11 protein-coding genes are annotated in these 15,623 nt (G+C 50.8%); 4 read left to right on the forward strand and 7 right to left on the reverse strand.

Annotation, left to right across the window (positions count from 1 at the left end; genetic code table 11):
• Window positions 1-17: 17 nt before the first annotated feature.
• The 3 genes from KD147_RS07335 to KD147_RS07345 form a co-directional block, all read right to left on the reverse strand.
• Window positions 18-3,680: an AAA family ATPase gene (locus KD147_RS07335; RefSeq protein WP_212547376.1), complete on the reverse strand. Its 3,663-nt coding sequence runs from the start codon at window positions 3,678-3,680 to the stop codon at window positions 18-20.
• A complete protein-coding gene (locus KD147_RS07340; protein ID WP_212547377.1) occupies window positions 3,670-4,887 on the reverse strand; it encodes an exonuclease SbcCD subunit D C-terminal domain-containing protein in 1,218 nt (405 codons plus the stop codon). Before KD147_RS07340 ends, KD147_RS07335 begins: the two co-directional genes overlap by 11 nt.
• 68 nt (window positions 4,888-4,955) lie before the next feature.
• Window positions 4,956-5,195: a hypothetical protein gene (locus KD147_RS07345; RefSeq protein WP_212547378.1), complete on the reverse strand. Its 240-nt coding sequence runs from the start codon at window positions 5,193-5,195 to the stop codon at window positions 4,956-4,958.
• Between the two features lie 388 nt (window positions 5,196-5,583).
• On the opposite strand from KD147_RS07345, the gene KD147_RS07350 reads away from it, so the two are divergent.
• Both KD147_RS07350 and KD147_RS07355 read left to right on the forward strand, forming a co-directional pair.
• Window positions 5,584-6,180, forward strand: a complete 597-nt coding sequence (locus KD147_RS07350) for an HAD family hydrolase (RefSeq protein WP_105254303.1) — start codon at window positions 5,584-5,586, stop codon at window positions 6,178-6,180.
• A gap of 123 nt (window positions 6,181-6,303) precedes the next feature.
• Complete coding sequence (locus KD147_RS07355; protein ID WP_105254694.1) at window positions 6,304-7,029, forward strand: YebC/PmpR family DNA-binding transcriptional regulator; 726 nt, start codon at window positions 6,304-6,306, stop codon at window positions 7,027-7,029.
• 73 nt (window positions 7,030-7,102) lie between these two features.
• On the opposite strand, the gene KD147_RS07360 is transcribed toward KD147_RS07355, so the two are convergent.
• The gene (locus tag KD147_RS07360; protein WP_212547379.1) at window positions 7,103-9,277 is read right to left on the reverse strand and encodes a malate synthase G; all 2,175 of its coding nucleotides are present in this window, start codon (window positions 9,275-9,277) and stop codon (window positions 7,103-7,105) included.
• Between the two features lie 213 nt (window positions 9,278-9,490).
• Between KD147_RS07360 and KD147_RS07365 the strand changes: the two genes are divergently transcribed.
• Window positions 9,491-11,095, forward strand: a complete 1,605-nt coding sequence (locus KD147_RS07365) for an isocitrate lyase (RefSeq protein ID WP_105254301.1) — start codon at window positions 9,491-9,493, stop codon at window positions 11,093-11,095.
• 287 nt (window positions 11,096-11,382) lie between these two features.
• Here the strand turns inward: KD147_RS07365 and KD147_RS07370 are convergent, their stop codons facing one another.
• A complete protein-coding gene (locus KD147_RS07370; protein ID WP_105254300.1) occupies window positions 11,383-11,979 on the reverse strand; it encodes a hypothetical protein in 597 nt (198 codons plus the stop codon).
• Between the two features lie 51 nt (window positions 11,980-12,030).
• Entirely contained in the window at window positions 12,031-13,716 is a 1,686-nt protein-coding gene (locus KD147_RS07375) for a phosphate ABC transporter substrate-binding/OmpA family protein (protein WP_212547380.1), read from the reverse strand.
• A 142-nt stretch (window positions 13,717-13,858) separates the two neighbouring features.
• Here KD147_RS07375 and KD147_RS07380 point away from each other — a divergent pair, with 142 nt between their 5' ends.
• Entirely contained in the window at window positions 13,859-14,011 is a 153-nt protein-coding gene (locus tag KD147_RS07380; RefSeq protein WP_212547381.1) for a hypothetical protein, read from the forward strand.
• Window positions 14,012-14,023: 12 nt separating this feature from the next.
• On the opposite strand, the gene KD147_RS07385 is transcribed toward KD147_RS07380, so the two are convergent.
• On the reverse strand, window positions 14,024-15,385 hold the full coding sequence (locus KD147_RS07385) for a DNA recombination protein RmuC (RefSeq protein WP_105254298.1): 1,362 nt from the start codon (window positions 15,383-15,385) through the stop codon (window positions 14,024-14,026).
• Window positions 15,386-15,623 lie beyond the last annotated feature (238 nt).

The raw sequence follows: 15,623 nt of genomic DNA on the forward strand, positions 1-15,623 counted from the left end.
TATTTTTAGCTTATAGCTCATTCACAGCGTATCTGCGAATATCCGCCAGGGCGCTTTACCACCTTGATTTGCGTGGCTACCCGCTCCGTGAGCTCGGCAACGTGGGAGATCACCCCTACCTTGCGCCCCTGCGCCTGCAGGTTATCGAGCGCATCCATGGCAACACTCAATGTCTGAGCATCCAATGTGCCAAAGCCCTCGTCGATAAACAAGGACTCAATCTTCACCTTGTTAGAAGACAGAGATGCGAGCCCCAATGCCAGCGCCAGAGACACCAAGAAGGATTCACCACCGGAGAGCGTATTGACGCTGCGCTGCTCGTCGGCCATGTCCTGATCGATAATGGCGATATCCAAGGTGCCGGGGATACGGGTGAGACGATAACGTTTTGACAAGGTTTGCAAATGTTGGTTTGCATAGGCAAGTAAAATGGCCAGTGTCTGGCTTTGAACCAGGTTACGTAAGCGCTTACCCTGAGCATCACCCAAGGCGCTGTTAAGGGTGGCCCAGGTACTGAGCTCGGCTTGGAGCTGCTGCAATTGTTCAGCCTGATCGGCCAACTTAGCGACGTTCTGACGATGATTCTCAAGCTTGGCGGCAATAAGCGTTAATGCTTGCTGTGTTTGCTCAAATTCATCGTCTAGGGCCGCTTTATGTGCCTCTATGTCGCCTTGCGCCTGCTGCGGGCGCTGTTGCTGATGGGCATTCTGGCGTTGCTGCGTTTGCGCCAACTGCGCCTCCAGGCGCACCTGTTGTTGCTGCAATGTCCGTTGCTGAGCCAGCAGGGCATCAACCTCGGCGCCATCTCGACTTAGTAAAACTCGGATCTGCTCCCGGTCAATTTTGTCCTCGGGCGTGAAGTGTTCACTGCACCAGCGAGTAAAGGTGGCTTCCAGGTCGTTTAAATCCAGCTGTAACTGAGAGCAATTTTTTACCAAGTGCTCGTATTCATTACGTTCGCGCTCGAGTCGGCTGTGCTCCTGCTGTAGCCTGTGCTGCGCCCCTTGCAAGGCGCTGGCGCGGTGCTCCAGCGCTTGCTCCAACTCGTGCAGCAATTGCTGCGGCTGCTGATCTTGCGCGATTAGAGCATGGCGTTGAGTTAGTAAATTAGTGATCTCTGTCTCTGCGTTTTGTTGCTGCTGAGTCAAAGTCTGCTGCTGGGCTTGGCAGGAGGACAACTTGGTAAAAATCTGATCCAGCGCTGGTTTATTGTCACTAAGCTGCTGTTGCAGCTCGGATATTTTTACCTGCGCCCGCTCAAACTCTTGTTGTTGTTGCTGCAACTGCGACCAGTATGAGGCCAGATAAGCGGGGTCCTCTTGCCACCAGGGCGCGTCGGCAAAGACTTCGCGCAGCTGTGCGATACTTAGCTGGCAGCGCCGCTGTTCGGCACTGAGCTCATCATCAAGACGCTGATACTGTAACTGCTGTTGCTGACTCTGCTGCTCAAACCGGCGCTGTTGCTGCTGTTGCTGTTGCGCCTGGTCTCTTCCCTGCTGTAACGCGGATCGTATTTTTACTAACTCCTGCTCCAGGGCAATGGCGGTTTGATACTGCTGTTCCAGAGCCTGCAACTGCTCATTGAAATACGGCTCGCTCAATTGCTCCGTGGCCAGCTCAGGGCACAGAGACGACAGCTGCGCGCTTATCTGCTCCTGTTGCTGCTGCGCCTCTGTAAGGCTCGCAGCCAGGGTACCAAGTTGTTGCTCGGCCAACCGGGCTGCAGTTTGCAGCTCGTGGCTGTGGGTTAAATACTGATCCAAGGCCTCTTTAGCCTGCTGACGCTGGCTGGCAAAATCAGCCAAAAGGGCCTCAAAAGCGCTGTTTTGGCCTGCCTCAACGGCGAATGGATGCTCGCAGGAGCCGCACACCATACAAGGCTCGCCTTGATTTAACTGAGTACGTAAAGCGCTGATCCTTTCACTGGCGCGTAATTGCACCTGGCCATAGGCCTGCTCGGCGTTTGTGACCTCTTGCTGCAATAATTCCGTTTGCCTTTCGCGCGGCTCAAGTTGCGCTTGGTACTGCGCGAGTTGTTGCTTATATTGCGTTTGCTGTTCGCGCCAATGAGCTATTTTAAGCCCCTGGGATTGCCACTGCCGATAGTGTGCTAATCCCTGTTGCCAGTCATTGAGACTGTGTTGCAGCGCTGCCGGTGACCGATGCTGCAATTGTTGCTCAAGTTGCGCTATGCGCTGTTCCTGTTCAGCGTTCGCGCCATGAGTCAAAGCTAATTGGTCGGCGAGTCTTTTAAGGCCATTATCGAGTTTTAGGAGCTCGCTTTTATGTTCCTGTAACTGCTTATTTTTTTGCTCTCGTGACTGATAATAAAGGGTGATCGGCTGCCATAGATGCTGATAGTGAGACCAATTTTTTACTAACTCTACAAGCCAGGGCTGAGTGCTCAGTTGTTCCTGGCTTTGCTGTAACTGTGCTTGCCACTGCTCGGCACGCCGTTGCAACTGCTCAGCTTGCCCTTGCAACTGGTGTTGCTCGCGGTTTTGCGTCATCAGCTGTTGCTCACGATCGGCTTGTCCCTGGCGAAGTTGCTGCACTTGAATATCCAAGGTAATGGCCTGCTGCAAAGCTGGCTTTTGCTCATTGAGGCGACTCTGCAGTTGACGGTGTTCCAATTCGGCCTGTTTTAACTGTTGCTGTGCCAGCTCGGTTTGCGCTTGTGCATCGGAGCGCTTTAATGTCTCTAAGCGCTGTTCATCTTGCTGCAAACGCTGCGTCAATCGTGCGGTATTGCTTATATTGTCGCTAATTTGTCGACACCGGGCACTCAGCTCGGCTTGTTTAAACTCGTCCTGACGAAGCTGTAATTGCTCGCCCACCTCGCTTAGCTGCCCTTGCAGGGCATGCAGCTCGCTCTGCATGCTTTGCTCGTTGGTAAACCATTGCAACTGCTGCTGATACACACCGCTTTGTTGTTTGCGTTGCTGTTGCTCCTGGGTTTGCCGCTGTTGCTGTTGCTGCAAACTGGCGAGCTCGTCGTCGCTCAGCAGATGCACTGCATTCATATTGGCTTGGAACAGGGTCACCTCATTGAGTTTGCCCTTATAGCCCTCAAAAACCCGCTGACCGACGAGAGAGTATTTTTGTGTTCCACTTAAACGCTCCAACAATGCCGCACGTTCGTCTCCCTGCGCCCGCAAAAAGGCCGCAAACTCGTTTTGTGCCAACATCACGGCTCGGGAGAACTGATCAAAGTTAAGACCAACCAAACGCTCAATGTATTTTTTAGTTTCCGACTTGGAATCGCACACCAGCTGCTCACTGGGCAGTTGATAAAGCGCATGGGTGGGGGCTTGCAGTCGCCCCTGGGCTTTTTTACGTGCCCTTGTCACCTGCCATAAGGCTCGATACTGCTGTCCGTCTATGGCATTAAAGTCCACCTTCACCCAGCCTAGGCCGGTGCCGCGGCGAAGCAGATGACGAGGGTCATTAAGGCGCACGTTATCACCATTAAAATCGACCTTCTGAGTATTTTCATTGCTCAGACGTGCGGTCTTGTCATAGAGCGCCAGACACAGGGCATCAAGCAGGGTACTTTTGCCGGCACCGGTATCGCCGGTGATGGCAAATAAACCGGTATCGCTCAGCGGCGCCTTGGTGAAGTCGATGTCCGCATCCACCAAAGAAGCCAGGTTATGAATTTGCAGGCGATTAATCTTCATGTCTTAACTCCTGCTCAACATCGGCAACTAACTGGGAAAACAGAGTTTTAATTTCATCATTGAGATCCTCCTCGCTTAGCTCAGCGTGTTCCTCGAGGGCCACGGACAACAGGTGCTCGGCATTAAGTCGCTCAAGTTGAGTAAGGTCCTGGAGTTCTATCTCTTCCTGCCTTGATTTCTGTTGCGCCCTTACTCGCTCTATACCGCAAAACAGCATATTCTTCCCCGTTAATGCGCTGTCTATTTGCTCTCGAAAGTCCGGGCTCAGCTCTTTACTCGACAAGCGAACACGAATATAGCCAGGTTGCACATTACCGTCGGGCAGGGCGCTCAGCTGCTCACACAGCTCCTTAAGTGGCACCACGCCACCTTCCGGAAGCAGGTGCAGCTTTCTAAAAGCGGGAATGTAAAGGGGGTTGACACTTTGCAGCGCACCATTGGCTACCTCAACCAACAAACATTGATGGCGATAGTTACGCTCACTAAAAGACATGGCGAAGGGCGTACCACTATAGCGGATATGATCTTGTCCATTGACAGACTGCGCCTTGTGCAGATGACCAAGGGCAACATAGTTGGCCTCCTTGGGGAAAACATCGGCACCTATTGCATCTTCACCACCGATCACCAAAGCGCGCTCTGAGTCTTCGCTAACCGCCGCGCCGCGAGCATGTAAGTGCCCCATGGCAATAATATTGGTATTGGTATCGAATTCGCTGTTCGCCAACATATCGCTATAGGCTTGTTGCACCGAGACACTGTAGCTTTGGCTGGTGCCGGCGATATCACAGGCACGCAAATAGGGAAGTGCCAATATTAGGCAATGTTGGCCATTCTTGGTGATGTTAACCGCACTCAGCTCGGGCGCTTGCTGCTGAAAGTGACCGATGACCTGGGTATCGAACTGGGCCAGCAGGGGCTGTGCCGTGGTGATACGCTTAGCGGAGTCGTGATTGCCGGCGATCACCACTATCTCGAGCTCGGGGCAGGCCGATTTAGCGGCTTCTATAAACTGATAAAACTGCTTTTCGGCCTGACTCGGGGGCGTCGCGGTATGGTAAATATCACCGCTGATCAGCAGGATATCAACGGCCTGTTCGCGCAGTTGCGTGAGTAGCCAGGATAAGAACGCCTGATGTTCATCAATGCGTTCATGTTCGTAAAAAAGCTGCCCAAGGTGCCAATCTGAGGTGTGAAGTAAGCGCATGAAATAAAGTGATTAGACTTATAATGTCCTCACTATATCACGGAAAACTTGTTACCGCGGCCATTCCTTTAGTGGGTAAATTGCCACCAGGTGATCACCAAAACGGGGATGGCAATGGCTACTATAAGCAAGGGTAAACGCATGCTACGTTGATATTTGCTCTGCAAATGGCGAATAGCGGTGCGCTCGTCACAGGCCGCAACCTTATCTATATAGAAATAGCCATTATCCAGATACTGTTTACAATGCTGCTCGTCGGCAGGAATGGCAATTAACTCGTTTTTCTTTTTAAGGACATAAAAATCCATAGCACCACCACATACACTTTGCTATGTGCGAATCAAGTGAACATCCCTTCGCTTACTTTATATATCGACTTACTCTGATTATTCAGACCGCCGATGTCCCTTTTTTATTGTTCACGAATTAAAAAAGTGGGGGATTCTAAAATTAAATAAATACCAATTGCAACCCCCGCCACCAATATTTTACTCATTCTCTGTAAACCCCCTTTACAGCAGGTTCAATTAAACTCGGCCTGTACTCATAATAAAAACCACAAGCAACTGTTATTTATGGAGTTAATTTCAAATGTCACAACGACAGACGGGATTTGGGAGCAGGGGATAATTTCGGGGTCGCCTTCCACAGTCTTTACTGCTACATTGCCCATATAAGCGAAACGAGGAGTAGGGCATGGGCAGGCATCATAATGAACCATTACATGGTGTTATTTTTGATATGGATGGCACCTTATTTAGTTCCCAGTTAGATTTTGCCCTTATTCGCGAGCAAATAAACTGTGCTCATGGCGACGATATACTGGAATTTATCACTCGTCTGGACAGCGATGGTCAACGCCATGCCGAACAGGTGATCCTCGACCATGAGCTGGCCGACGCCGAGCAAGCCGTGCTCTTGCCACAGGTGGCTCAATCACTCGCCAGTTTGCACAAGGCACAGATACCCATGGCCATAGTGACACGTAACTCGGAGCAGGCCACGGGCATTAAAATGAGCCGAAATCCCATTCCCATAGATCTGGTGCTTACCCGAGACCATGCACCCGCCAAACCCGATCCCAGCGCCTTATTACATATTGCCGAGCGCTGGCAGATGCAGGTAAAACATCTACTGTATGTAGGCGACTATAGATACGATATCGAAGCCGCGCACAATGCCAATATGCGTGCATGCCTGTATGCACCGCACACCATTCCCGACTATGCCAGCCAGGCCGATTATGTGATCCGCTGCTTTAGTGAATTACCCGCCCTGGTTGAGTTATGTTAAATAGTGATATTTTTTACATTTTACTCTGTGACCCTGGCTTTAATAAAAACATGGTACTAGCCCAATGTGCTGCGAGTTGTTAAAATCGAGCAAAGCATTAAATTCAAACTTGAGAGATTGAAAATGGGCAGAGCGTTTGAAGTTCGTAAAAACGCCATGGCGAAAACCGCTGCGGCAAAAACAAAAGTAAACTCAAAATACGGTAAAGAAATCTACGTCGTGGCAAAAAACGGCGGTGCTGACCCAGAGACCAACCTTTCTCTTCGTCGCTTGATCGATAAAGCGAAAAAAGATCAGGTACCGGCACACGTAATCGATAAAGCCATTGAAAAAGCCGCCGGCGGCGCTGGCGAAGATTATTCAGCGGCGCGTTACGAAGGCTATGGCCCGGGTAACTGCATGGTTATCGTTGACTGTTTAACAGACAACCCAAACCGTACCATTAAGGATGTACGTCTACCTTTTACCAAAACCGACTCAAAGATTGGCAGCCCGGGCTGTGTTGCGCACATGTTCGATCACCTGGCCATCCTAGGTTTTGAAGGTGATGACGATGAAGCCGTGCTAGAAGCACTGATGATGGCCGACGTGGACGTGACCGATGTAGAAGTAGAAGACGGCAAGGTTTCTGTATTTGCACCGCACACCGAGTACTTCAAAGCCAAGACTGCGCTTAGTGAAGCATTCGATGGCATCAACTTTGAAATCGACGAGATCACCTTTGTGCCACAAACGCACATTGAGATCACCGACGAAGACGATATCGCCAACTTCGAGAAGTTTATGAACATGCTTGAAGACTGCGACGATGTGCAGAACGTGTATCACAATGCCATTGTGAACAAGTAAGCGCAGCAACTAAGCCAAAAAAGAAAAGCCGGATTAATATCCGGCTTTTTTGTGTAAAGGGGCTTTACACTTCTTACAACTCTTCCTTAAACAGGCGACGATAGTGGTGCAACAGCGGCTCGGTATAGCCACTGGGCTGCTCGCAGCCTTTAAATACCAGCTCCTGCGCCGCCTGGAACGCAAGACTTGCATCAAGGGATTGTTCATCCCCAGCCATGGCGAGATAGTTGGGATCACCGGCATTTTGCTCATCCACCACCTTGGCCATGCGCGCCATGGTATTACGCACTTGCTCTTCGCTGCAGACGCCATGATGTAGCCAGTTGGCAATATGTTGGCTGGAGATCCGCAACGTTGCCCTGTCTTCCATCAAGCCCACATTGTTAATGTCCGGTACCTTAGAGCAACCTATGCCTTGCTCGACCCAACGCACCACATAGCCGAGAATTCCCTGGGCATTGTTATCGAGCTCCAGTTGAATATCTTCCGGACTCAGTTGCTGGGGATTGTCTATGGGCGGCGTCAACAAGGCCGCTAAAGATTCGGCACCAAGTGTTGGCAAGGATTTTTGCACCGCAAACACATCGACCGCATGATAGTGCAGGGCATGCAAGGTTGCCGCGGTAGGGGAGGGTACCCAGGCGGTATTGGCCCCGGATTGCACATGACCCACTTTTTGTTCCATCATCAAGGCCAGCTTATCGGGAATAGGCCACATGCCCTTACCGATTTGCGCCTTACCGCTAAGACCGCATTCCAAGCCTATGCTCACATTACGCTTTTCATAGGCATCAATCCAAGGTTGCTCTTTGATCTTGGCCTTAGGTAAGACGATACCGCCTTCCATTGCCGTGTGAATTTCATCGCCGGTTCTATCCAAAAAGCCGGTATTAATAAACACCACCCTGTGTTTGGCGTTGGCGATACAAGCTTTTAAATTAACCGAGGTACGGCGCTCCTCATCCATAATGCCCATTTTAATGGTGTATGGCTCAAGCCCAAGTAAACGCTCCACCTCGGTGAACAGTTGCTCAGTAAAGGCCACTTCTTCGGGGCCATGCATCTTGGGCTTAACAATATAAATGCTCTTGGTTCGAGAGTTCGCCAGCTTGCTACGACCGTGATAATCGGGCAGGGCGCATAAGCTAGTAAAGACGGCATCCATGATGCCCTCAAACACCTCGTTGCCTTCGCTATCGAGGATCGCCGGGTTGGTCATCAGGTGGCCGACATTACGAACAAACATCAGGCTGCGCCCGTGCAGGGTTAATTGCGAGCCATCCAGCTTGGTAAAGTGCTGATCCGGGCTCAATGTACGCTCAAGCTGCTCGCCGCCTTTGTTAAAGCTGCAGCTCAGCTGTCCCATCATGAGGCCAAACCAATTGCGATACACATTGGTTTTATCTTCACCGTCGACCGCCGCGACCGAATCCTCACAGTCCATAATAGTGGTGAGCGCCGCTTCCATAATGATGTCTTTAATTCCGGCCTTATCATCACGACCAATGCGATGATGCGGGTCGATGGCAATAATAAAATGCAAACCATGATGGCAGAAAAGTAAGGCCGAAGGGCGTTGGGGCTGACCCTGAAAACCGAGCAACTGGGCCGGGTTTTGCAAGCTCACCTGCTGAGAATCCCCCAGGGTCACAACCAGCTCACCATTGTTAATGGCGTACTCGGTACTTTCGATATGCGAGCCGCTGCTTAGCGGCAGGGCCTGATCGAGAAACTGACGAGCATAAGCCATCACCTTAAAGCCGCGCACCGGGTTATAGCCACCGCCTTGCTCGGCGCCTTCCTGCTCGGCAATCACATCGCTGCCGTAGAGGGCATCGTAAAGAGAGCCCCAGCGGGCATTGGCGGCATTGAGGGCAAAACGGGCGTTGCTCACCGGCACCACCAGTTGCGGGCCGGCCATGGTAGCAATTTCGGCGTCCACATTGGTGGTTTCTATGCTCACGGACTCGGGGGGATCAACTAAATAACCTATCTCGCGCAAAAACGCCGTGTATTCATCAAGATTATGCTCGGTATTGCCCTGATAGTAGGAATCTATCTGCTGCTGCAGCGTCTCACGCTTGGCCAGTAAGGCTCTGTTGATGGGAGTAAGTCGCTTGATAATATCGGCAACACCGGAGAACAAGGTATCGCCGTCTATATCGGTCTGGGGCAGTACCTCTTGAGTAATAAACTCATAGAGCGTGGCGTCAATAGACAGGCCGCTGTGCGAGATGCGCTGAGTCATGAGCAATTCCTTTAAACGAACAAGTGTTATTTCACTGTAAACGAAAATATGTGAATGTGAACACCAAACCTATTCACTCAGAATATAGCGGTAATAATAACTATAAATTTAATAAATCCTCAAAAAACGGCCTAGGGTAAAAATACAACGCGGCAACCTCTCACCCATGTTGTCGTTAAACATAACCACCTACTCGTTCAAAGGATACCGACAATGAAACAGTACAACGCACAGATCGACAGTTTAGCGACGCTATGCCAACACAATGGTCAACGCTGGAGCAGCATCAGCCCTGTGTATGCGGCGCGTATGCAACTGCAAAACCGTTTTAAAACCGGTTTGGATATTGCCAAATACACCGCCAAAATCATGCGTGAAGACATGGCCGCTTATGATGCGGATTCGAGCCAATACACTCAGTCTCTGGGTTGCTGGCATGGTTTCACGGCGCAGCAAATGATGATGGCCATTAAGCGTCATCAAAAGACCACCAAACGCAGTTATGTGTATCTGAGCGGCTGGATGGTTGCGGCGCTGCGCTCCGAGTTCGGTCCACTTCCCGATCAAAGTATGCACGAGAAAACCTCGGTTCCGGCACTGATTGAAGAGATCTACACCTTCTTAAAACAGGCCGATGCCCGTGAGCTGGACCACCTTTATAAAGCCCTGGACGCGGCGCAGCAAAGCGGCGCAGACACCTCGGCTATCGAAGCTCAAATCGATAACTTTGAAACCCATGTGGTGCCTATTATCGCCGATATTGATGCCGGTTTTGGTAACGAAGAAGCCACCTATTTGCTGGCCAAGAAGATGATTGAAGCGGGCGCCTGTGCCATTCAAATCGAAAACCAGGTATCCGATGCCAAACAATGTGGTCACCAGGCCGGTAAGGTGACCGTACCGCACGAAGACTTCCTGGCGAAAATCAACGCCGTACGTTATGCCTTCCTAGAACTGGGTGTGGAAGACGGCATTATCGTGGCCCGTACCGATTCATTGGGTGCCAGCTTGACGCAAAAAATCCCGGTCAGTAAAGAGCCAGGCGATCTCGCCAGCCAGTACATCGACTTCCTAGACGCTCAGCCTATTAGCGGCGCCGATGACCTGGAAGACAACGAAATGGCGATTAAGCTTAACGGCCAGCTGTGCAAGCCGGTACGTTTAGACAACGGCCTCTACCAGTTCCGTGCTGGAACCGAGAAAGACCGCGTGGTACTGGACTGTGTCACCAGCTTGCAGCATGGCGCCGACCTGCTGTGGATTGAAACCGAAAAACCGAATGTGCAGCAAATTGCCGAACTGGTAAACCGAGTGCGCGAGCAAGTACCAAACGCCAAGCTGGTGTATAACAACTCTCCGTCATTCAACTGGACATTGAAGTTCCGTGAGCAGGTTTTCGCACAATGGCAGGCTGAAGGCCGCGATCTAAGCGCCTACCCAGATCCAACAGCGGATGCCAAGGTATTAATGGATGCGAGCCTGGATAGCTCGGAGCTGGCGGTTGCTGCCGATGAGCTTGTACGTAACTTCCAGCGTGACGGTGCCCGTGAAGCAGGTATCTTCCACCACCTGATCACCTTGCCAACTTACCATACGGCGGCGCTAAGCACGGATATTCTCGCCGAAGGCTACTTCGGAGAGCTGGGTATGCTGGCCTATGTACGCGACGTTCAACGTCAGGAGATCCGCCGCGAGCAGGCCTCGGTTAAACACCAGGATCTGGCCGGTTCGAACATAGGTGATACCCATAAAGAGTACTTCTCCGGTGAAAATGCGCTTAAGGCAGGCGGTGAAGCCAATACCATGAATCAGTTCTAACCACTGTGTGTTGCAAGCAAAAGGGCCGAATGGCCCTTTTTTATTGGGATCAGCTTTTAACCAGGTCAAGCTATGCCCGAAGCAAAGGGGCACAAAAAGGGCTAAATAGCCCCTCAAATGAGGCCTAAAGCAAAATTTTACCAAGTGTCTTGATATAATTTTTAGGAACAAACCAAGATTTTACTAACTGCTCAGGGGATCCCGGAACATTTTTTTACTAACCCAAACGCCGGGCATTAAAAAAGGCCGTACGAATGACGACCTTTTGGTTCAGTGCAAGTGGTAACTTAGGCTTGATGGCGACGCAGGGGCACCACTGAGTTATCGTCGGAGTCCTCAGACTTTGGGCTATCGTCGCCCTGAGCAAGCGCATTAAGGCGCTCACGTACGCTCTGAGCTTCTTGCGCCGCGGTTTTTTGTGCCGCTTGGTTTAAACGAGCGCGTACGGAATCAAGCTGTTGTTGCTGTGGATCCTGCGGGGCGATATGGTCTACCGACACACCTTCCTGAGCCATCATATCGGCCAGAGAGTCTGAGGGCAGGTTGAGCGCCATCACAGCAATATCCAAGGTTTCTTTACAGCTAATTTTCTCGGCCAGGCTCAACTGCTCAAGCGCCTGCTTAAGCTTAGAGTAATCAAGAAATAGCTGACTTAAATGATTTTGCAGAATCGACTGTGAAGTAAGGTGATCCGGCTTCGACAGTGGCGCAGAGAGTGCGCCCAGCAAGCCTTCTTCACGCATTTTTTCAATCAGTGCGGCGGAGGGCATGTTGAGGTCGGTAAAAACCTGATCCACATTACGCTTGACGCGAATAGCTTCCAGCATGCTTAAGCGCGCAAAGGCACGACTAAGATTATGATGATCCGTTAGTATTGCAAACATAAGCCCTCCTGTTGTGAGTCGCCAGTCTAGCAGACGACTGTTAAACTTTTATTACAAAACCCACACTTCTACACGGCGGTTGCGTTCACGACCTTGTACAGAACTGTTATTGGCAACTGGCAAGGCTTCACCAAAGCCCTGGGTATCGAATACCTGAATACCACGCGCATTCAGTTCGGTGGCTACCGAGCGAGCACGTTGGGTAGATAAGGTTTTGTTTTTCGCGTCGTCGCCGGAATTATCCGAGAAGCCCATTAGTACTACGCGCTTTTGCGGATGCTCTTCCAGGAAGCCCAACAGACGCTGTAAGTCGCGCTTACCCTTGTTATCAAGCTGGCCGCTGCCGAACTCGAAACGGAACGTCAGAGACAGACGCTGGCCTTGGCTGGCATATTGCTTGTACAGCGCAGGAGCCGTTAGTGGTGCCTGTACCTGCTCAACATGGATATTCTGTGAAATGAGACCCGTGTCGGCAACGATTTCCTGACCAGGGTAAGAAATAGCGTAATGAGCAAAGTTCTTAACGAACATATTGGCCGTGGTCGGTGTATACAGATACAAACGACGTGATAACGCATAGTCCTCGGTACCTATGGTAAAGCGGGTAGGGTAGATAGGCGCAGTTTGCTCACCCTCAGAGATAGCCACCGCTTTATTGTGCACTATGTAGTTAAGGCCGATAAAACCGATACTGTGCTCGTCTTGCGACACCAATTGCGATAGTTCAGAGCTTGATTCAAAGCGCTGGGCATTATTGCTTAATTTAGCGCTGTGCTTTTTCAATACCAGGTTTTTAAAGGTATCCCAGGTGCCAGATTTAGCATCACGTGCATACAGGTTAATCGCCGCAGATGCACCGCCTAGCTCACGCCAGTTGCTGATTTTGCCGGAAAAAATATCCGCTAACTGCTGCGTGGTTAAATGGCTGATGGGGTTGTTTTGGTTCACGATCACCGCCAGACCATCCAGGCCGATAATGTGCTCATTACCCACCTGACTGAAGTCACCATATTGTTCTTTAAGGCTGGCCACTTCTTTGTCTTTTACCTTACGCGAAGCCATGGCTACATCGGCCTCGGCCGCCTTCACATCGGCAAAGCCGGTGCTTGAGCCGTGCGCATGCAATTCGATATAGTAAGGTTTATCGGCCAAACGGTAGTGAAGCTCGCGCTCTACCGCCACATCGCCTTGCTGCCACTCGAAGTCGCTCGCACCTTGCTCTGTTAGATAACCTTCGATTAGCGCCGGAGCCAGCTTTTCGCCTATGGTATTAGAACCATGAATACGAAATGCCAGTTGCGCCTGCACCTCAGCCGGCACTTGGGCAGCAGGGGCTGCGCTTACCGTCGTGGTGTTTTGTGTTTGTACCGGTGCTTGCTCGGTGCTTTGCACCGGCGCCTGTGTCACCACCACCTCGGGCTTGCCCGCAAACATGGTGTAACTGGCCACGCCAAGCGCTATGGCCGCTGTGATCGAAGTAAAGATGAGAGCCAGTGGCTTCTTACCGTCCGTCTTTGGCTCGGCCTGGGTGGCTGCAGCGGCGGGTTGTTTAAGTGCGCTAATAACGGCATTAAGTTCGCTGTCGCCAAGCAAACCCAGTTCGTTAAGTACGAGATCACGGTAATTATCATCATTGATAAATTTTTCCGTAGCGATATCAATGCCAAATTTACTTTGCGCCAAATTTTGCAACTGCTTTAGCTGTGCAATGAAGTTCTGTTGATGTGCTGATGTCATGTGTTAAGCCCATGTTCAATTTTGGGCTAAGAATAAAACAGAAAAATGACAGTTTTATGAAACGTAAAGGGGGTTTACGTTTCTCTCTTTTTATTGATAATCAGATATTTACCCAATAAAAGTACATTTTCAAGGAAAGAGGATGGTGAAAATCTCGGGATGCTTATTTATTGGCAGCGCCCTGGCCTTTGCCGCCGCCGGCTATCTCGGCGACGTAAGGTTTTTGTATCTTGTCTCCGGAGCCTTCCTGCTCCTTGGCAGCATGCAGTTACGCCGCCCTGACCAAAACGGCTAGGGCGGGTAAAAATTAGTCGCAGTGTTTTAGCTCGAGCTCGGCTTTATCACGCAAGGACTCGGGTAGCTCCTTTTGCACCGCCACACCCAGCTCTTTAAACTCATTGGCTTGTTTAATTAAATTGCCCTTGCCGCTGTAAAGCTGTGAAAACGCCTTATCATACGTTTCCCGCGCTTTATCAAGCTGCTTGCCGACCCCTTCCATGGACACCAAAAAGGCGTTGAGCTTGTTGTAGAAACGCTCCGCTCGTTTAGCCAACTCCTGTGTGTGTTTGGATTGATCTTCAAAGCGCCATAACTGCTTCACTATATTCAGACTGGTCAGCAAGGTAGTGGGCGTGGCCACCAAAATATTCTTTTCAATGGCGCGCTGATACAGATCGGGCTGAAACTTAAGGGCTTCGACAAACGCGCTTTCGATGGGCATAAACATGATCACCACCTCGGGCGAATTCAATTGCTCAAGGCGGTGGTAGTCCTTGCCAGCCAACTCATTGATACGATCGTTCACCGCCTGCACATGCTCACCCAAGGCCTGCTGGGCTTCGAGTTCGGTTTGCGCGTTAACATAACGGGTGTAGGCATTGAGCGAGGTTTTCGCATCAATAACAATATGACGCTGTTGCGGCAGGTACACCACCACATCGGGGCGCAAACGGCCAACCGGAGAGTCAAAGCTGACCTCACGGCGATAGTCCTGATTAAGGCGCAGCCCCGCACTGTCGAGCACGTTCTCCAACATTAGTTCGCCCCAGTTACCCTGAGTCTTCTTTTGCCCTTGTAGTGCCGTAGAGAGCTGCTGTGCCTGTTCGGTGATCGATTGATTCAGTTTTTGCAGATGTTGCAACTCGGTTTTCAGCGCGGCGCGTTGCTGCAATTCCTGGGCATGAATGTGCTCCATCTTATCGCGAAAGCCTTTGAGTTCCCCTTGCACCGGCTTCAGCAGCTGCTCCATATTTTCCTGGTTAAGGTGTTTAAACTGTTGCGACTTATCTTCAAAAACCTGATTGGCGAGCAGGGCAAATTCCTTTTTCAGGCTTTCCTTGGAGTCCTGCAACAGCGAGAGCTGCTGCTGAAAATGCGTTTCCTTTTGTTCCAGGGTCGCCTTAAGGGATTCGTAGCGGCCATGCAATAAGGTCACTTTTTGCTGCAATTGATCGACCTTTTCGCGCTCGTTTACCACCTGCAGCGCCAGCTCAGTGCTGCGCACCTCGGCACTTTGCACCTTCTGCTGCAGCTCATTATTATTTGCTTGGGCAGCGCGTACACGGCCTTGACTGCGTAACAACAGGATGACGAGGGTAAGCGTAGATAAGGCAAGCACCGCAAGTGCACTTAACAGCGCCGGCGGGCTTTGAGAAAACAAGGCGAACATACTGATCTCGCAATAGTTATTGTTATGAATAAATGATAATACCAATTGTATCAGGAAAGTAATCAATTATAGTGGCGCGGATGTTCGACCTGATGCTCCTGCATTGTCTACTACCGCCGTCCCTGGCGGCAAATTTCAGGCAAAAAAAAGCCAGCGAATCAAGCTGGCCTTAGAATCATAATAATCAGGGAAATCAACATAGGGTGCTTGCATCACAAGCATAATAGTAGAGTCCCGG

Origin of the sequence: Pseudoalteromonas sp. BDTF-M6 (assembly GCF_018334135.1) — a bacterium.
Lineage (GTDB): Bacteria > Pseudomonadota > Gammaproteobacteria > Enterobacterales > Alteromonadaceae > Pseudoalteromonas.

Bases quoted from the DNA above. Each gene is read 5' to 3' on its own strand.
- KD147_RS07375 (WP_212547380.1), bottom strand. From the start codon at position 13,716: ATGACATCAGCACATCAACAGAACTTCATTGCACAGCTAAAGCAGTTG.
- KD147_RS07360 (WP_212547379.1), bottom strand. From the start codon at position 9,277: ATGACTCAGCGCATCTCGCACAGCGGCCTGTCTATTGACGCCACGCTC.
- KD147_RS07340 (WP_212547377.1), bottom strand. From the start codon at position 4,887: ATGCGCTTACTTCACACCTCAGATTGGCACCTTGGGCAGCTTTTTTAC.
- KD147_RS07350 (WP_105254303.1), top strand. From the start codon at position 5,584: ATGGGCAGGCATCATAATGAACCATTACATGGTGTTATTTTTGATATG.
- KD147_RS07380 (WP_212547381.1), top strand. From the start codon at position 13,859: ATGGTGAAAATCTCGGGATGCTTATTTATTGGCAGCGCCCTGGCCTTT.
- KD147_RS07355 (WP_105254694.1), top strand. From the start codon at position 6,304: ATGGGCAGAGCGTTTGAAGTTCGTAAAAACGCCATGGCGAAAACCGCT.
- KD147_RS07335 (WP_212547376.1), bottom strand. From the start codon at position 3,680: ATGAAGATTAATCGCCTGCAAATTCATAACCTGGCTTCTTTGGTGGAT.
- KD147_RS07370 (WP_105254300.1), bottom strand. From the start codon at position 11,979: ATGTTTGCAATACTAACGGATCATCATAATCTTAGTCGTGCCTTTGCG.
- KD147_RS07385 (WP_105254298.1), bottom strand. From the start codon at position 15,385: ATGTTCGCCTTGTTTTCTCAAAGCCCGCCGGCGCTGTTAAGTGCACTT.
- KD147_RS07345 (WP_212547378.1), bottom strand. From the start codon at position 5,195: ATGGATTTTTATGTCCTTAAAAAGAAAAACGAGTTAATTGCCATTCCT.
- KD147_RS07365 (WP_105254301.1), top strand. From the start codon at position 9,491: ATGAAACAGTACAACGCACAGATCGACAGTTTAGCGACGCTATGCCAA.